This is a genomic window from Undibacterium pigrum (assembly GCF_003201815.1).
GTDB classification, from domain to species: Bacteria; Pseudomonadota; Gammaproteobacteria; order Burkholderiales; family Burkholderiaceae_D; genus Undibacterium; species Undibacterium pigrum.
The window spans coordinates 647,886-666,613 of record NZ_QJKB01000002.1; the positions used below are offsets into that span (position 1 = coordinate 647,886).

Annotated in this window: 14 protein-coding genes; 10 read left to right on the forward strand and 4 right to left on the reverse strand. The window is 50.7% G+C overall.

Going from position 1 to position 18,728, the window contains the following annotated elements:
* Nucleotides 1–7 precede the first annotated feature (7 nt).
* The 5 genes from DFR42_RS09895 (at nt 8) to DFR42_RS09915 (ending at nt 5,892) form a co-directional block, all read left to right on the forward strand.
* On the forward strand, nt 8–1,243 hold the full coding sequence (locus tag DFR42_RS09895) for an ABC transporter permease (RefSeq protein ID WP_110254781.1): 1,236 nt from the start codon (nt 8–10) through the stop codon (nt 1,241–1,243).
* Nucleotides 1,243–2,445, forward strand: a complete 1,203-nt coding sequence (locus DFR42_RS09900) for an ABC transporter permease (RefSeq protein WP_110254782.1) — start codon at nt 1,243–1,245, stop codon at nt 2,443–2,445. Before DFR42_RS09895 ends, DFR42_RS09900 begins: the two co-directional genes overlap by 1 nt.
* A gap of 73 nt (nt 2,446–2,518) precedes the next feature.
* Nucleotides 2,519–3,934: a sigma-54-dependent transcriptional regulator gene (locus DFR42_RS09905; protein WP_110254783.1), complete on the forward strand. Its 1,416-nt coding sequence runs from the start codon at nt 2,519–2,521 to the stop codon at nt 3,932–3,934.
* Nucleotides 3,931–5,289 (forward strand): sensor histidine kinase, encoded by a 1,359-nt coding sequence (locus tag DFR42_RS09910; RefSeq protein WP_110254784.1) that lies wholly within the window; start codon nt 3,931–3,933, stop codon nt 5,287–5,289. Before DFR42_RS09905 ends, DFR42_RS09910 begins: the two co-directional genes overlap by 4 nt.
* Nucleotides 5,290–5,382: 93 nt before the next feature.
* Nucleotides 5,383–5,892: a DUF1993 domain-containing protein gene (locus DFR42_RS09915; protein WP_110254785.1), complete on the forward strand. Its 510-nt coding sequence runs from the start codon at nt 5,383–5,385 to the stop codon at nt 5,890–5,892.
* A 191-nt stretch (nt 5,893–6,083) separates the two neighbouring features.
* Here the strand turns inward: DFR42_RS09915 and DFR42_RS09920 are convergent, their stop codons facing one another.
* The 3 genes from DFR42_RS09920 to DFR42_RS09930 are packed head-to-tail and all read right to left on the reverse strand — an operon-like array spanning nt 6,084 to nt 10,006.
* Entirely contained in the window at nt 6,084–7,811 is a 1,728-nt protein-coding gene (locus DFR42_RS09920) for an MFS transporter (RefSeq protein ID WP_110254786.1), read from the reverse strand.
* Between the two features lie 9 nt (nt 7,812–7,820).
* Nucleotides 7,821–8,912 (reverse strand): M24 family metallopeptidase, encoded by a 1,092-nt coding sequence (locus DFR42_RS09925; RefSeq protein ID WP_110254787.1) that lies wholly within the window; start codon nt 8,910–8,912, stop codon nt 7,821–7,823.
* Nucleotides 8,909–10,006, reverse strand: coding sequence for a proline racemase family protein (locus DFR42_RS09930; protein WP_110255011.1), 1,098 nt, complete (start codon nt 10,004–10,006; stop codon nt 8,909–8,911). Before DFR42_RS09930 ends, DFR42_RS09925 begins: the two co-directional genes overlap by 4 nt.
* 516 nt (nt 10,007–10,522) lie before the next feature.
* Between DFR42_RS09930 and DFR42_RS09935 the strand changes: the two genes are divergently transcribed.
* Nucleotides 10,523–13,333 carry a TonB-dependent receptor gene (locus DFR42_RS09935; protein WP_110254788.1) on the forward strand — a complete coding sequence of 937 codons (2,811 nt, stop codon included), beginning with the start codon at nt 10,523–10,525 and terminating at the stop codon, nt 13,331–13,333.
* Between the two features lie 62 nt (nt 13,334–13,395).
* Here the strand turns inward: DFR42_RS09935 and DFR42_RS09940 are convergent, their stop codons facing one another.
* On the reverse strand, nt 13,396–13,902 hold the full coding sequence (locus DFR42_RS09940) for a helix-turn-helix domain-containing protein (RefSeq protein ID WP_110254789.1): 507 nt from the start codon (nt 13,900–13,902) through the stop codon (nt 13,396–13,398).
* A gap of 407 nt (nt 13,903–14,309) precedes the next feature.
* On the opposite strand from DFR42_RS09940, the gene tagH reads away from it, so the two are divergent.
* The 4 genes from tagH (at nt 14,310) to DFR42_RS09960 (ending at nt 18,656) form a co-directional block, all read left to right on the forward strand.
* Nucleotides 14,310–15,548, forward strand: coding sequence for a type VI secretion system-associated FHA domain protein TagH (tagH, locus tag DFR42_RS09945; protein WP_110254790.1), 1,239 nt, complete (start codon nt 14,310–14,312; stop codon nt 15,546–15,548).
* A 33-nt stretch (nt 15,549–15,581) separates the two neighbouring features.
* Nucleotides 15,582–16,334: a PP2C family protein-serine/threonine phosphatase gene (locus DFR42_RS09950; protein WP_110254791.1), complete on the forward strand. Its 753-nt coding sequence runs from the start codon at nt 15,582–15,584 to the stop codon at nt 16,332–16,334.
* 93 nt (nt 16,335–16,427) lie between these two features.
* A complete protein-coding gene (locus DFR42_RS09955; RefSeq protein WP_110254792.1) occupies nt 16,428–18,146 on the forward strand; it encodes a serine/threonine protein kinase in 1,719 nt (572 codons plus the stop codon).
* 12 nt (nt 18,147–18,158) lie between these two features.
* Complete coding sequence (locus DFR42_RS09960) at nt 18,159–18,656, forward strand: TssQ family T6SS-associated lipoprotein (protein WP_110254793.1); 498 nt, start codon at nt 18,159–18,161, stop codon at nt 18,654–18,656.
* Nucleotides 18,657–18,728 lie beyond the last annotated feature (72 nt).

Below are 18,728 nucleotides of genomic sequence, written 5' to 3' on the forward strand. Positions count from 1 at the left end.
GCAGGCGATGTTAAAGAATTATTTTCAGATCGCCTGCAAGGTGTATATGCGGCGCAAATTATTTACCGCTATTAACCTGCTGTGCATAGTGCTGACCATGGTGGTCTTGCTGGTGGTGACAGCGATCTTGCAAGCCACGTTTTATCCCACTGGTGTGGAAGGCAGGAGTGACAGGTTCTTGCAAATTGGCACCCTTACCATCACCAACAAAAACAGTGTCACGCGGACTCCACTGGGCTACAAGATCATAGATCAGTATTTGAGAAAAATGAAGACGGTAGAGAAAGTAGCGGGCGTGACCGGGCCAGAGTCTGTTTCTGTTTATCAAAAAGACAGTGTCAATGAAATCATGATGCGCCGCGCCGATGCAGAATATTGGCAGATACTCGATTTCAAAATTTTGTCGGGGCGCGTGCCCACTGATGAAGACGTCAAGCTAGGGCGCTTTGTTGCTGTGATCAATGAAAGTACTGCGAAAAAACTGTTTGGACCTGAAGCCGCCCTGGGGAAGAAAATTAACACCAGTGGACAGCAGTTTGAAATCATCGGTGTAGTAGACGATGTGCTGCATCTCAATGCCTATGCCGATATCTGGGTGCCAGTGACTACTTTCCCTTCTTCACAATATCGTGAGCAATTCTCAGGAAATTTTACTGCCATGCTGATGGGTAAGAGTCCAGCAGATTTAGCTTTGATCAAGGATGAGTTGCTACAGGTCGTGAAACAAATCAATGCTGACGATCCCAGGCACTGGGATCATACCTATATGTGGGCTGATGGCAAGCTGGATTTTTTTGCCAGAAATATCATGAGTCATGATGACCGCGCTGATTCAGGTGCCGCACAGTTGTTGGCTGGCATCGTTATGGCCATGCTGCTCTTCATGCTCTTACCTGCATTGAATCTGATCAACCTGAATTCTGGCCGCATCATGGAAAGAGCAGCCGAGATTGGGGTGCGCAAAGCCTTTGGTGCCAATAACAGCGAACTGGTCAGGCAATTTGTCATGGAAAATATCTTGCTGTGCCTGTTCGGTGGCGTACTGGGATTGATCTTCACCAAACTCACCCTGGTGTGGCTCAGCAATGCCAACCTGGTCCCTTACATGAAAGTGGATTTGAGCTTCATGGTATTTGCCTACGGCTTTGCCATCGCCGTCGTCTTTGGTGTTTTGTCCGGCGTTATCCCCGCATGGAAGATGTCGCGTCTTGACCCTGTGCTTGCCCTCAAAGGAGCTGCATAATGTTTTTCCATATACTCAAACCCATCTGGAAGCGCAAGTTCAAGAATCTGTTGCTGAGTCTGGAAATTCTTTTGGCTTTTTGTGTGCTATTCGGGCTGGCATTGATGAGTGCCCGTTATTTTCAGCTGTATCACATGCCCAGGGGATTTGAATACCAGGATGTATGGTCAGTCAGCATGTTAAGTGCAGGCGAAGAGGATAAAAAAAACAATCCTGCTGTGACTGAAAATTTCCAGCGCAGCCTGGCCGCTATGCCTGAAGTGGAGCAAGTGGGCTTCATCAATTTTTCACCTTACAGCAATGCAACCTGGCGTACGGATCTGTATTTGCCAGACAGTAAAACCAGTTATCCTGCCAATATGATAGACATGGCGGATGAGATTCCGGCTCTCTTGAAAATGAAATTGTTATATGGACGCTGGTTTTCGGCGGAGGATGAAGGCAAGTCAGAAAAACCCATACTCCTCAATAAAAGAATGGCCGAGACTATGTTTCCTGGCAAGAGTGCGGTGGGACAATTGATTGCTGATGATGAGCCCGGGGCTAAAACAAATCAGATGTTTCGTGTCACGGGTGTGTTTGAAGATTTTCGCAACAAAGGCGAATTCATGGCACCCACCAATTTCGCCATCATGCGTTTTTCCAGGCTAAGTGCAGAAAAACGTATGGACGTGGCATTGCTCAAAGTCAAGCCTGGCACCTCACGTGCTTTTGAAGAAAAACTGAACCAGCAATTGAAACTCATACGCAGCGACTGGGGCTACAGAATATCGCCACTGAAAGATATGCGGCAATCGAAGATGGCACAAGACACCATACCTTTGGTGATACTGGCGATCATCGCAGTCTTCCTGCTCATCATGGTTGGCTTTGGCCTGTTTGGCGTACTCTGGCAAAATACCACGCAACGCATACCGGAAATTGGCTTGCGCAGGGCTATCGGTGCGCATAGCGGCCATATCTACAAGCAAATCATCAGCGAGCAATTATTACTGAGTTCCATTGCCATGCTGGTGGGCATCGCCTTGCTGATACAACTGCCATTGACCGGTGTCATGGGCGAGGCTATCAACTGGACGGTATTTCTTACTGCCCTGGGGATTTCCATGTTTGCCATTTATGGCATGTCCATCCTGTGTTCGCTCTATCCGGCCTGGCGCGCCAGTCGTCTCAGCCCGACGGAAGCTTTGCACTATGAATAATGTTTTTAGCTAAAGAACAAAGCGTATAAGATAGCCAGAATTCATTTGCAATAGATAATAAATAGATAAACCCATGCCAGCAGTATTAGCAAACCAACGTATCCTGATCATAGATGACGACAGCTCGGTGCTGGTGTCGCTGGCTTTGTTACTGAAACAATCCGGTTATGCCAGTGTCAGTTGCGATGATCCGCAACAAGCCATGCAGATACTGGCAACACAAGAGATAGACCTGGTCTTGCAGGACATGAATTTTTCTCTGCAAACTTCGGGTGAAGAGGGGCTGGCTTTGCTGGCAAATATCAAGCGCCTGTATCCGGCCATGCCGGTCTTGTTGATGACGGCCTGGGGTTCAATCGCCCTGGCCGTACGCGGTGTCAAACTGGGGGCGGCAGATTTTTTTACCAAGCCCTGGAGTAATACCCAGTTACAGGAATTGATACGCACTACCCTTGACCTGGCGCAGGCAGCCGCGCCAGGCAGTGCTGACCGGCAGGCGCTGGACCAGCAATACGACTTTACAGACATCATAGGTGAACATCCTGAATTGCTGAAGGTGCTGGCAACCATAGGACGGGTTGCGAAGACCAATGCCCCTGTGCTTATCCTTGGGGAGAGTGGTACTGGCAAGGAATTGATTGCCGATGCTCTGCACCGTAATAGCCCGCGGACCAACAAGCCCATCGTCAAGGTGAACATGGGCGCTGTGACCAGCAGCCTGTTTGAAAGTGAAATGTTTGGTCATGTACGCGGCGCTTTTACCGACGCCAAAAGTGATCGCAAGGGCCATTTTGCCATGGCCAGCCAGGGCAGTTTATTCCTTGATGAAATTGGCGAACTGAACCGCAATGACCAGGTAAAGCTGTTGCGGGTATTGCAAAACCAGACTTATCAGGCAGTAGGTGCCAGCAAGTCTGAGCAGGCTGATGTGCGCATTATCTCGGCCACCAACCGCGAACTGGCCGAACTGGTTGCCAGCAATGAATTTCGCGAAGACCTGTATTACCGCCTGAACCTCATCACCATACGCTTGCCACCCTTGCGTGAACGCCGCAGTGATATCCCTCTGCTGGCGAATCGTCTTATGGCAAGCCTGGTCAATAGCTATGGCATGGAGGCCGTCAGCCTGGCACCATCAGCATTGCAATGGCTGGGCAGCCGTAGCTGGCCGGGCAACATACGTCAGCTCAGGCAATGTCTGGAGCGCACCCTGCTGTTGGTAGGCAAGCCTGTACTGGAGCAGCAAGATTTCCTGTTTGCCGAACAGCATGAAGAAGCGCAGGGCCAGGACATGAGTGCGAGTATGGCTGGCATGACCCTGGATCAGGTAGAAAAACTCATGATAGAAAAGGCCATGGAACAGCATCAGGGCAATATCACCCGCGTTGCCAAGCTACTGGGTCTAAGCAGGTTTTCTCTTTATCGTCGCCTCGAAAAACACCAGATCAGCACAAATGAAAATGATGCCGATACTGAGGACCAGCAATGAGCCTGAAGCGGCGTTTGCTGGCATATCTGTTCGGCATACATGGCATTTTTCTGGCACTGGCTTTCAGTTTTTATCTGGAGCGGCCCTTGCTCATCGTCTGTCTGGAACTGGGGCTGGCTTGCAGTCTGGGTTTGAGTCTTTACCTGGTCAATAAGGTTTTGCAGCCGCTGGACTTTGCCCAGCAATTCCATGACCTCCTGCAAGATGAAAATTACGCCAGCCGCATCAAGCCGGACCGCAATACTGAAATCAATGGACTGGTCATCTTGTTCAACCGCATGCTGGAAGCCCTGTACAAGGAAAGACTGGAACTTGGTGAACAGCGTGGCTTCCTCGATCGCCTGCTGGAAGCAACGCCGACAGCAGTCATCGTCTTTGATTTTGATGACAAGATCAGCTTGATGAATGCCAGCGCCCAGCACTTGCTGGAGGTAAAAGAAATTGCAGGGCTGAGCTTGCCGCAGTTATTGCAGGAAGAGAGCGGCGCGAGTAAGAATGATTTGCTGAGCAAGCTGCATCAACTGCTGCCGGGCGAGAGCGCAGTGTATAGCGATACTGAGGGAAGGCGTTATCGTTGCCAAAGAAATCAATTCACGGACCGCGGTTTCAAGCGAGACTTTCTGTTGATAGATGAAATCACTGCTGAACTCGCCAGCTCAGAAAAAGCCACTTATGAAAAGCTCATCCGCGTACTTGCACATGAAGTGAATAATACCGTGGCTGCAACTGGGTCCGTGCTGGAATCTCTGCTGTTTTACAGCGGCCAATTGCGCACTGAAGATAGCCAGGACTTCATGACTGCCATCGCTGCTGTCAGGAAGCGTAATGGCAATCTGGGTGAATTCATAGAAAGATTTACCCGCGTCGTCAAAATGCCAGAACCCGAGCTGAAACCCCACGACCTGGCCGCCATGCTGGATGGCATAGTCTATCTGTATCGCCAGCAATGTAGCGAACTGGGCATCAGTTTTAACTGGATAGTACGTGATGACCTGCCCTTGTTGATGCTTGACGCACCGCTGATGGAACAGGCGCTGTTGAATATCGTCAAGAATGCCATAGAGGCAGTCGAAGCTGCCATCAAAAGCGGCCAGCAAGAGGCTGGTTATGTGCATCTGTCTTTAAGACGCATTGAGGAAGACAGTCAAATACTGTTATCCGTGACCGACTCTGCCAGGCTTTTGTCAGATGTACCACACGGACAATTATTTACGCCCTTCTTTACCACCAAGAAAGGCGGCCAGGGCATAGGCCTGATGTTTGTACGTGAAGTCTTGAACAGGCATGGCTATGAGCACAAACTGAGGATCAATGGGGATGGAGAAACCAGTTTCGATATCTTGATAGATGGGTAAATCAAAAAAATTATAGCCTCATACGCAAATCTTCTATACACCCTATAATGCAGCTCCATTCGGCGCATTCTGCCAACTATTTAGGAGATTTCCATGTCCATTTCCATGTACGCTGCCTCTGTCCCCGTGTTCAACCAGATGCTCGATAGTCTGAGTGATGTTCTGAAAAAAGCTGAAGCACATGCCACAGCCAAGAACATCCCCGCAGAAAATTTCTTGCAAGCACGTTTGTTCCCTGACATGCTGGCATTGACACGTCAGGTGCAGATCGCTGCTGATTTCGCCAAAGGCGTAACTGGCCGTCTGGCACAAGCTGAATTGCCTGCCTACGAAGACAATGAGCAGACTTTTGCAGAACTGCAAGAGCGCATCGCCAAGACCAAGGCTTTCATTGCGACACTGGATGAATCCAAATTTGAAGGCAGCGAAACCCGCAACATCGTCTTGCGCCCAGGCACACCAAAAGAACAGACTTTCACTGGTCAGGCTTATTTGCTGAACTACGGTTTGCCACAATTCTTTTTCCATGTGACGACGGCGTATGCCTTGTTCCGTCATAACGGTGTGGAAATTGGTAAAAAAGATTTTATGGGTCTGCGTTGATTCAAACGATGTAAGCAATCTTGTAGGTTGGGCCGGGCCTCGCTAGGCTACGCCTCATCAGCCTAGCGAGGCCCGGCCCAACACTCGGTGTTACAATAACGTATTCGTTTATCAAAGGCCCAGTGTTGGGCTGATACCCCGTAGCCCAACCTACGAAGGCATAGCGTGCATGCGTAACTCAACGCATGCCTTTATACCGCCACCGCAAAACCCTGCACCGCCTTCTTCAGCCGTAAATTAAACACCAGCAGCGCAACAGAAGTAATCACTCCTATCCCGCCAAACAAACTCCACATCAACATCGGTTGATGCATTTGCCGCGCCAGCACGGTGTACGACCATCCCGACAAAAGCCCGGCAAACAGATTGCCAAGTGCCATCGACACGAAGTAATAACCCATGAACATCGCGGTTTTTCTTTTTGGTGCAATGGCTGCCACATATTCCTGACTCTTGGGCGAGGCGATCATTTCTCCAAGGGCAAATACAAACACAGCCATGCAGACGCTGACACCGCCAAACAACAGGGCATTTGACAGGCCAGCCATCCACAGACTGAGGCTCAGCACCAGCGTGCCCATGACCAGCACAGGCAGGGCTTTCCAGCGTTGTACATAGGTGCTGATGGCAATTTGCAAGAGCACGACTGCACCAAAATCCAGGTTGACGATGTATTCAGGGTTGACCTGACGGTAGGCCTGGCTCCAGTTCGCCGCCAGTTGTGCAGCACTGATCTGGCCCGCATGCAGGGCCTGCAAGCCAGACTGCAATTGCTCCAGAGGTGGCATGACCTTGTAGTTCACCAGTTCCAGCCGCAGTTGTTCCATGAGCTGGGTATCCGCATAAGGACCCAGCTTGGCAGCCAGGCCAGGCAAGACAGCAGTCAATTGCTCTGCATTGACCGCTGCCAAAAAGTCCAGTGCAGTGGGGCTGTATTTACCTATCAACAGCACCAGGTCAGTGGTATCGACAAAATCACGTATGTATAAGGGCAGGGTGATGAAGAGCTGGTTATAGATAGTCCAGAAACCTGTCATGATCAGCAGGTAAATGACGAATTGCGCATTGCCTATGCGAATGCCTTGCTGATACCAGTGTTGCTGATGGCCAGATTTGTTGAGTACACTCCAGAGAAAATTAAGACCCAGCCAGCCTGCCATTGCAATGAAATATTGGGTATAACTGATGCCGCCTTTTGCTGCGATCATGATACCGATGATGGCAGGCACGACAAGCAAGGCCAGCCTGCCATTGCCCAATACTTCCTGGGTTTCCAGCAAGACCTGATGCAGGCTGCGCTGATCGCTTCCACCTTCGTGATGCTCGGTGTCCTTGTACAGGAATATCGCCGGGATGAAGTTCAGAAAAATCCAGAACGAAGACATCAGGAATACCATATCCCAACTGATGGCCCTGACATAGCCAGCCACCAGCGGCCCCAGGAAGCCACCGACATTCACCATGGTATAAAACACACCAAATCCCAGGCCGCGATTGCTGTCATCGGTAGTGCGGCCGATAGTGCCAACCACCACGGGTTTGAAACAGGCAGCACCTACTGCCACCGCCAGAAAGACCGCGCAAAAACTCCAGAAGCCATGTACCTGGCCCAGCAGGAAATAAGCCGGGCACATGATGCAAAAGGCGATCAGGAACATGCGCCGGTAGCCGTAGCGGTCGGCCAGTGCGCCGGTGATTACCGGTAGCAGGTACAGTAGAAAGGGGATCATGCCCTGCAAGAAGCCGCGTTCCTGATCATTCAAACCCAGGCCACCTTGTGATACTGGGCTGGTCATGTACAGGGATGACAGGGTAAAGAAGCCATACCAGGCCAGACGCTCAAAAATTTCCATGCTGTTCGCCACATAGAAATTTTTATGAAAAGGGCTGCGGCTCGTTGCAGGTGTAATGGTGGACATAAGATAGGTTTAAATTGGCAGCTCAAAAACTTTGGGGGCATGGGTGATGAAGCTATAACCATCATCCAGGATGACAACATCATCTTCTATGCGCACACCGCCATAGCCGGGGATGTAAATGCCGGGTTCTATGGTGAGCACATAGCTGGCTTGCAGCCTGTCCTGGCAAACCGGGCTGATGAAAGGCTGTTCATGCAACTGTATGCCGACACCATGACCCAGACCTGTGCTGGTATAGGCAGCAAATTCCGAAGCTTGCAAAATTTCACTCGCTGCCGCACTGGTAGCGGTGGCGAGCTGGCCTGCGTGCAGGCTCTGTAATGCTGCCTGTTGCGCACTTTGTACTATGTCGAATATCTTTCTTTGCCGTGCATCTGCCCTGCCCGCAACAAAACTGCGTGTCATGTCTGAGCGATAGCCATTTATTACTGCACCAAAATCGATGACGACGAGATCACCTTCAGCCAGGGTCTTGCCTGAGGGTATGCAATGCGGCAGGGCAGAGCGCGGCCCAAAGCCGACTATGCTGGGGAAAGACAAGCCTTCAGACCCCAGCTTTTGCATGCGGTATTCAAGCTCCAGTGCAAAGTCACGTTCGCTGATGCCCGGGCGCAGCAAAGGCAGGCTGTCATGCAGGGCCTGGTCGGCAATAGCTGCCGCCTTGCGGATTTGCGCTATCTCCCATGCATCCTTCACTTTGCGCAATTCTTCAACCAGGCCTGAGCTGGAGGTGCAGGCAATGCCTGTCAGTTCTTGCGCTATGCCTGACCACATCTGTAAATTGATATGCCCGGCTTCAAACAGCAGCGTGCTGATATGGCTGGTATCCAGCACTACACGTATCGCCTGGCCCAGGCTTTGCTGGTCGCGGTTGCGGCAGATGATTTGGCATGCCAAGCATTCTTCTTTTGCCTGTTCGACAAAGCGATAATCAGTAATCAAAAATACCTGATCCATCGTGACGATGCCGTAGGCAGCTTCGCCAGAATAATTGCTGAGGTAACGCAGATTGTCTAATGAAAATACCAGCAGGGCTTGCTGCTCATCTGCCGCCATGCGCTGGCGCAGTGTGCTCAGTCTTTGCGTGAATTCGGGTTTCATCGGAATATGAATCCTTGTATCAAAGGGTCTTGCGGGTCCAGATAAAAAGTGCTGCGCCCTGTGATGTGGGCACTGCCTTCTACGCGGGGAATGATGGCGCTATGGTAGCCATAGCTATGCGGATGATAGGCTGTTACCTTGAACTGGCTGCCCAGTATGCTTTCTATGGTGATGCTTTCACCCAGGCGCAATTGCCCGCGCGCATACAGGATGGCGGCCTGGCCGGAGACGCCACTGCCAGTCGGGCTGCGGTCCAGCTCACCGTCGGCAAAGATGCAGACATTGCGGCTATGTACACCAGGTGTGGTCGATGGCGCAGAAAATATACAGCCATACAGGAAACCGAGCTCAGCATCATAGGGATGATGTATGGCGATCTGTGCCTGCACCGCAGCCTTGATGGCACGCCCCATGCTGATGATTTGCCGGTGATTATCTGCTGCCAGTGACAAACCCAGGCTGGAAGCATCGACATAGGCATAATAGGCGCCGCCATAAGCCAGTGTCACATTCACCGTGCCCAGTTTGGGTACGTCAACCATGACATCCATGGCCGCCACAAAGGATGGCACATTGTCGAAATAAGTGCGCGTGACCTTGCCATTGTCCATCTCGGCATAGGCGGTGATTTGTCCGGCTGGCACGTCTATCTTGATGGTCGTCATGGGGCCGTTGCTGGCAACCACGCCAGCTTCCAGCGCCACGCGGGTCAGGGCAATGATGGCATGGCCGCACATGGTGCTATAGCCCTCGTTGTGCAGGAACAGCGCACCAAAATCACTGTCTTCACGCTCTGCCGCGACGATGAGGCAGCCATACATATCGGCATGGCCACGCGGCTCAAACATCAGGGCAGTGCGCAGATGGTCATGGTGGGTCTGGCAATAGGCACGTTTTTCCAGTATGCGTTTGCCGGGCAGGACAGGGAAGCCACTGGTGATGATGCGCAGTGGTTCACCGCCAGTATGGCAATCTAGGCTGCTGATCTGCAAGACTTCGGACGATGGTGTCCAGCTGGAGAAAGCTCTGGCTGATGCTGCACTCTTTCCATTCTTTCCACTCTGCGCACTCTTGACACTCGTTGCACTTGGCATGTGCATGCTCCCGCTTCAAAAGCGCCAGCTTAAAGCGCACGGGGCTGGCTGTCTTGACGTTTTGCATCTGCTCTTTTGTGGAAATTGGCACAACAAAAAACTATTTGGATTTGCTTAAAAATTCCGCAAAAGTTTACGTATATTTAAAATATATTCATGATATATTAAAAAACGACATGGCAATTTTGTATCAAAAACAGCGTAGCGATGTCCATGAATTGGCATACACCAGCGCCTGATTGATCGCAGGCTGGTGATCGTGAAGAAAGCAGACAGCTTGTGATCCAGCCTGTCTGTCATTTGCATCAGATGATTCATACGATGAACAGAGCAAATACGGGGACTGGCAGTTTTTGCGTGCAGCCGTCTTCAACAAAAACAACCCGGGTTTTCCAGATCAGCAACAAGCAAACACCAATTCAGAAATTAATACGCGGGACCAATAAGCAAGACAGAAGCAAGACCATTGCAAGCAGCAAGAAAATCAAAAATATTTTCCAGATCCGGAGCAGACAAATGAAAGAAAAAGTATTATCCCATTCGTTGAGACTGATGTTCGCCAGCGGACTAGGCCTGAGTATGATGGCCGGTAGCGCACTGGCGCAAGACGCCAGCCCGGCCATGCAGCGCGTTGAAGTGACGGGTTCATCCATCAAGCGCATCAATCAGGAAACTGCATTGCCGGTGCAGACCCTGTCGCGTTCCGACATAGAAAAAAGTGGTGCGACCAATGTTGAAAGCCTGATCGCCGCACTCCCCAGCATGCAGGGTTTCAGCACAGCCAACCAGACCATCAATGGTGGTGGCGGTGGTTTGCAAACTGCATCCATCCACAACATAGGCGCAGCATATACCCTGGTTTTGTTGAATGGACACAGGCTGGCATCTTATGGCGCAGGCAGTACTGTCAACCTGGCCAGTATCCCCCTGTCTGCAGTTGAGCGGGTAGAGATTTTGACAGATGGTGCATCCACCCTGTATGGCTCTGATGCGATTGCCGGTGTCGTTAATTTTATCTTGCGTAAGAACCAGACAGAAGCAGCAGTTGATTTCAGTTATACCCAGCCACAGCAATCTGGTGGTAAATCATATCGTGTCGGTATTTCAAAAGGCTTTGGCGATCTGGAAAAAGATGGCTATAACGTGCTGGTGTCGTATAGCCATGATGAACAAAGCATGCTGAATTCTTCGCAGCGTTCATTTGCCGATACGGGTGTCAGAAGGTTCTCTGAAAACGGCAAGAATTATGCGACCTGGTTTTTGTCCGACAATTCCAGCCCATCCATCGCACAATTGAATTTCAAGAACGGTGCTGATCCCATCCTGTTTTCGCCAAATTTCTTGAAAGACAAGTCTTGCGGACCAAATACCTTTCAGGTAGAAAATCGCTGCCGCTATGACTATGCATCGACAGTGCAGTTGATCCCTGAATCCAAACGTGACAGTCTGTTTTCATCACTGAATTACAAACTCAATAGCGATACCAATATCTTTGCAGAAGCCGTGCTTTCCAAGTTTACGCAAACCGGCCGCTATGCACCTGCCGCCCAGCCTTTGAACCTGGGCCTGGATAGCCCGCTGTTTGCCAAATATGTGACGCCTTATCTGGGCGCACTGGGTGTCAATCCGGCAGACCTCGATTCAGCCAGGATGCGTCTGCGTATTTCTGATGCAGGTGGCCGTAACACTGCTTACACGACCGAAGCCCAGCATCTGGTATTGGGCACGGATGGCAATGCCTTTGGCTTTGACTATAACCTGTCCTACACGCATTCCATCTCCAAGCGCAAGCGTGATTTTGCTGGTGGTTTCCTCAGCAAGGATAAATTCTATGCCATCGTTGACAGCGGAAAATATGATCCTTTCGCACCAGCGGGTTCTTCTGCGGCAGTTCTGGCCCCCGCTGTATTGCATGAAAACTGGTCCAGCTCCAAGAGTACCCTGGATGTGTTGAGCCTGCGCGGCTCGCGTGAATTGTTCGCCATAGGCAGCGGCAAATCGCAACTGGGCCTGGGTGTGGATTTCAGCAAGCAACGCTATGACTACACCGCAACGCCAATAGGCATGGGTACCAATGCCTTGCAACCAAATTACACCGATGCGCCGCTGGGTGATTCGCCAGGTGATTTGCCGATTGCCGCCAGCCGTAAAAACTGGGGTACTTTTGCAGAACTCTTGCTACCTTTCAGCAAGCAATTCGATGTGACTGCTGCCTTGCGTTATGATGACTACAGTGCTGTCACCAACACGGCCAATTTTGATGAACAAGGCAAACCTATCGCAGCTGCGACTCAGGGTAACAAGGCTGACAAACTGACTTACAAACTGTCTGCTGCCTATCGTGCTTTCGATAATCTCTTGTTACGCGCCTCATATGGCACAGGTTTCAAGATGGCCAGCATGAGCGACATCACGTCGCCACTGACACATAGCGGTAACACCGGTGGCACTTATCCTTGCCCGGTCAAGTCACCCGATCCACGTGCAGTGAATTGCATGGGTTCTACCCAGTATGATGTGCTGACCGGTGGTAATCGTCTGACAGGTGAAAACGGTTTGAAGCCTGAAGAATCCAAACAAGCCACCATAGGTCTGCGTATAGAGCCGACTTCCAATCTGTCTCTGGGTCTGGATTTGTGGGACGTGAAAATGGAAAACCAGATTGCGCAACTGCCTGAAGCGATTGTTTTTGGTCATCCTGAGCGTTATCCCAACCTGTTCTCGACTTTCTATGAACCAGGCCAGGGCGGCAATATCCTGGTGGGCACACTGCCTTCCTACAATATCGCCAACGCACACTATCGCGGCATAGACTGGGACCATAGCTTCAAGACAGCAACTCCTCTGGGCAAGCTGAGCCTGAACTGGACCGGTACTTACATGCTGATGTCAGACTTTGATATTCCTGGCAGCCCGACAGTACGCAGTGTAGGCCGTTATGATGAAAACAATGCAGTGGCTTTCCGTGTCATCAGCAAACTGGTGGCAACACTGAAAACCTCAGACATCTTCACTCATGCCCTGACCATGAACTATCGCTCTGGTTATCACGATGCAGCAGCTTCCGTACGTGAAGTCAATGCCAATGGCAGCTTCGGTGATTTTGTAACGGTCAAACGCGATGTGTCGTCTTACACCACCTTTGACTGGCAGACCCGTGCGCAATTGCGCAAGAACCTGGCTTTCACTGTGGGCATACGCAATTTGTTTAACGTTAATCCACCGCTGTCTTTGAAAGAAGGTAATGGTGACCAGGTTGGCTATGATGGTCGTTACACTGATGCACTGGGCCGGACAGTCTACGTGACTGGTTCTTATAGCTTCTGATGCTTTTGATGGCACAAAGCCCTGCCTGTTCGTGAGAGCAGGCAGGGCTTGCAGGCACAGGCTTAATGCTGCAAGTTGAAATAAGCGTAAGCCAGTGCCGCAGCAATACACAGGCAGATCACTATGCCCAGAGGGAAAGCCTGATTTGCTGGCGGGTTGCCTGGGCGTTTGGTTGCACCTGACTGGGTGGCCTGTCGTTTTATCTTATCCGCATCGATCGCGATCAATGCCAGAATGGGGTCGGGGTCGAGTTTCACCAGCTTCGCATATGCGCGTGTGAAGCCTTTGACTATCGCTGCCTCCGGCAGGGTGGGGTAGTCGTCTTTTTCAAGTGCAATGATTTGCCGTGGTGCCAGCTTGAGCTGGGCAGCCACCTGTTCCACCGTCCAGCCCAGTGCTACGCGTCCTGCTGCCAGCTTGGCACCGGGAGACGCGGCCAGTCTTTGTGCTTCCGCTTCCAGCAAATCTGCAGCAATAGGCTGGCCCAGGCGCGACTCTATCAATTCCTGATAATGAAATGTGCCCGTAACTTCTGATGATGCGGGCTCATTGTGTTCAGACTTGCTCATTACCATTGCCTCATATATAACAAATATCCAGACTATATGCCGTTACGAAAACAGCGTCGACCTAAAAAACCTGAGATGCATTTCGCTAGATTGCGTTCAGTAATACTAAAATTCCATGACATATTTGGTAGCAAATGTCGTACTTTGTCTCAATGTTTGCTGCAAACCGAAAAACTTGACCCGGCTGAGTCGCCGATTTCATGATAATCGGGTAAGCTTCGAGTACGTGTTGACATGGCAAGTTATCAACTAGGGACTGAACGCAAAATGGCAGAACTGTTTTGCGCTAGTCCTTTGTTGTTCCTGCAAAAGTGTCAACATAAAAGCACTGTCGTAAGATTATCTCAAACGGCCTGTTCAGGATACTTATTTTACAGGCGATACAAAATGGTTTTGGAGTGCCACTAATGATTAAAATTGCCGTTGTTTCTTATAATAACGAAGCACCAGATACACCTGTTTTTGCAGTATTCGGACCAGAACCAGCAACGATAGGGCGTAATGTAGAGAATTTCCTGGCCTTGCCAGATCCAAAACACTTTGTTTCGCGTACCCAGGCCCATGTCTGGAGCACTGGTGGTCAGCATTTTATCAATAATCTCAGCCTGGCTAATCCTGTCAGCATCAATGGCAAGGAAATCAAGGCTGAGACAGCATTTGAAATTCATCCGGGCGACGAGATACAGATAGGTCTGTATGTATTGCGTGCTGAGGCCGCAGAGGCTGCCGCTGCCAGTGATGCAGCGCAGGCAGTTGTGGAAACTGCAGCTTCCGTACCTGCGGTGCCTGAATCTGCAACGGACAGCATTGAAGTGAAAGCTGTTGAGGAAGACAAGCCCCAGCCACAGGCTATTACACCAACTGCACCCACTACATCAGTTGCAAAAGAAGAAAGTACAGTGCAACCACCGCAATTCCTGTTGCGTCCTGAAGCTGTCAGCCAGCCAGTCGAGATAGTTGCCGGGCCCATCAGTAAACCTGTTCCTCAGGCTGAAGTTGCCGCAAATGATGGCCATGCCAACAAGGCAGAGACTGCCAAAGCTGTCGGCAATGCCAATGAACTCATCCAGGCCTTTTTGCAAGGCGCCGGTTTGCAGCAACTGAACCTGGCTTCTGGCCTGACGGTGGAATTGATGGAAACCCTGGGCAAGTTCATGGCGGCCTCTGTACAAGGGGCAATGGAAGAGCTTTCTCAACGTGCTCTGCTGAAACGTGAAGTGAAAGCAGAAGTAACCATGGTTGTGTTAAGGGAAAACAATCCCTTAAAATTTTTCCCGGACAGTAAAACCGTCCTGACCCAGATGCTGCGCAAGAAGATGCCTGGTTTCATGGCACCGGCAGAGGCGATGGAAGATGCTTTTTTTGACATACGTACCCATCAGATGGGGGTGGCAGCAGGCAATAAGGCGGTGACAGAAGCCATCCTGAAAAATTTGCAGCCTGCTCATGTAGAAGCACAGCTGGGTACGCCAGGCTTATTGGACCAGATTAACCCGGCAAGGCGCAAGGCGGCCATGTGGGACCAGTTCAGTGAGTTATTTGATACTATTTCATCTGGTAAAAAAGATGAGTTTCAAGCCCTGTTTGGTAAAGAGTTTTTGCTTGCCTATGAGAAAGAAGTAGAAAAAGCAGAGCAGAATCGCTAGTTTTCTGTGCAAAACCTTACACTTTCCCCAGTCATGCATCTGGATACAGCGCAATTCACCGCCATAGGCGGTAGAGATAATAATGAAGATGCGCTGGCCTGGGCTCATGAAGACGGCCTTGCCTGTTTTGTACTGGCAGATGGTACCGGTGGTCATGCTGGCGGCGAAATGGCAGCCAAGATAGCCATCGATGCCGTCATGGAAAAATTTGTCCAGGAAGCTTCATTCAGTTCCAGGGCTTTGCGTTCTTATCTGGACTGGGCCATTGTGAAGGTGGCGCAAAGCAAGCGTGATAATGCAGTTCAGCGGCATATGAGCACCACTATTGCCACGCTGCTGATAGACAAGAGTAATCGTTGTGCCCTGTGGGCACATATGGGGGATACCAGGATCTACCACTTTCGCAAGGGCAGGATCAAGATGGTGTCGAAAGACCATAGTCAGGCCCAGCGTATGGTGGATGCGGGGATGGCTGACTATCTGCGCATACGCCATCATCCTCAGCGGAATATGCTGTTTGCTGCGATAGGCGCAGAAGGTGACAGTAGCCCGGAAGTAACGGCAGATGCCATGGATTTACGCGAGGGCGATGCTTTTCTCATGTGTACCGACGGCTTTTGGGAATGGGTACATGAGCACGAAATGGAATTTTGTCTGGCAACAACAGGCAGTAGTGAGGCCTGGTTGAGTAAAATGAATGCCATTGCAGAAAAAAATATTAGTACGTCAAAAGCAATTAACAGGGATAATTTCTCGGCTTTTGCCATTTGTCTGCACGATAAATAAGATAACAGCTGAATTTATGCGTGAAGCAGTAGCCCGAGACGTGAATATCATGCCGCTGCTGCTTCAACCAAGAAACTACAATCCGAGTAAGCCTTGAACACAGAAAAAATACTCGCCACTGAAGCCTCAACTGCACCTGTAGCAGGTACCGAGAATTGTCTCGCTATCGGCACGCGGCTGAATGACTTTGAAATCACCGGAATTCTGGGTGAGGGTGGCTTTGGTATCGTGTATCTGGCCTTCGATCATTCATTGCAACGTACGGTCGCCATCAAGGAATACATGCCTGGTGCTCTGGCCGGACGTTCTGCCGATACCAGTGTCACCGTCAGATCTGAACGCCATAAAGCCACTTTTGAGGCTGGCCTGAAAAGCTTTATCAATGAAGCGCGCCTGCTGGCCCAGTTTGATCATCCTTCACTGGTCAAGGTGTATCGCTTCTGGGAAGAAAACAAGACTGCCTACATGGTCATGCGTCATTATGATGGCCATACCCTGAAGCAAATTGTCAACAAACGCCCCAAACTGGTGACCGAAGCCTGGCTCAGATTCATCTTCAAGCAGATACTCGAAGCCCTGGATACGCTTTACCGTTCCAAGATATTGCACAGGGATATATCACCCGACAATATCATCGTGCAAAAAAATGGCGTGGCTGTCTTGCTGGATTTTGGTTCTGCCCGTCAGATCATTGGCGACATGACTCAGGGCATGACGGTCATCCTCAAGCCCGGTTATGCGCCAATAGAGCAATATGCCGATGATGTGGAAATGCCCCAGGGCTCGTGGACAGACATCTATGCCCTGGCAGCTGTCATGTATTTCGCCATCATGAAATCGCCACCTCCTATATCGGTAGGCCGGGTAGTAAAAGACACCATGTTGCCCATGCAGGATGGTGAGCATGCAGGTTTTAGTACCAAGTTCCTCAAGGCCATAGACCTGGCGCTGGCTATCCAGCCGCAAGACCGCCCGCAGAGCATGGAAGAATTCCGCCAGCTTTTGGGAATCAGCTCTTTTGCTTCGGTGCGCAAGTCGCGTAAGGGCAGGGAAGAACACACTGCTGGCATACAGGCTGACGGGCCGGAAATGCTGAGCACAGCGCCGGGTAAAGACCCGACAGCCGTAAAAACCCACAGGCCAGAACCCAAGGCCCAGCAGGAGCAAGTGCAAGGTGGCGGGCTGGCAGCTAAAGTACGCGCTCGTCCTTTGCCATTTATCATGCTGGCGGCAGCAGCTGTCTTGCTGGCAGGCTATTTTGCAACACGTCCGGGTAGCAACAAAACAAGTGATGCTGCGCTTGCCCTGGCGCAGCAGTCAGTGCCCACTTCTGCCGCAGCTAGTGCGGAAACTGTGGCTGCACCGGTTGCTAAAACCGAGCCAGTTGCAGCCAGTAACGCCGCACCTGTGGCAGCCAGTGTGACGGAAGCGGAAGAAAAACCAGATCCGGAGAAACTGGCCTGGGACAAATTAAAAGACGATAATACAGTCACCCCTGAGACGCTCAGTGCATACTTGCAGCAATATCCACAGGGTAAATTTGCTGAAGCAGCGCAAGCGCGCCTGAAGGAAGTTAAAGCTGCCAAGGCTGCCGCCACCAAGCTCAATCTCAAGCTGGCGATCAAACCCTGGGGCACGGTTTTTGTAGATGGTGTGCAGCAAGGTGCCAGTCCGCCTTTGAAGCACATAAGTTTGACCGCAGGCAAGCACAAGATCAGGGTGACCAATCCTGGTTTTCCCGACTTCATTACTGAAATCGATGCTGGAAAAAACAGTGCGGCAACCATAGAACATGAATTTACAAATAAATAAAGCTGAACAAAAATGAAGAAATTAACCCAAGCGCTCTATGTGACGGGTCTGGTGATGGCATGCACCATCTTGCAGGGTTGCGAAACCGCACCCAAACAGGCACCGGCACCCAAGCCCGTAGTAAAGCCAAAAGAAACGCCGCCTCCACCGCCACCACCACCGGTAGAGCCAGCAGTTCCCGCGCTCAATGCAGATGTGCAGGCCTTGAAAGATGGTACTGCCCTGTATGATGCAGGTGACTACAACGGAGCCATCAAAAAACTCAATGCCGCGACTGAAATATGGAACGGGCATAATAAGGATGTACAACTCGGTGCCCTGAAGATTCTGGCATTCAGCTATTGCGTCACATCCCGTACGCAATTGTGCCGTCAACAATTCGACAAGGCTTTGAAGCTGGATCCAGCTTTCAATTTATCAGCCGCTGAAATTGGTCATCCGGTCTGGGGACCGGTATTCCTGAAATCCAAGAATGCGGTTAAAGCTCCTGTACCTGTGAAGAAAAAATAAATCTGGTACCAGATCACACCAGATCAGGTCTGGAAGTATAAAAAACCGGCAAAGCTATTTGCCGGTTTTTTT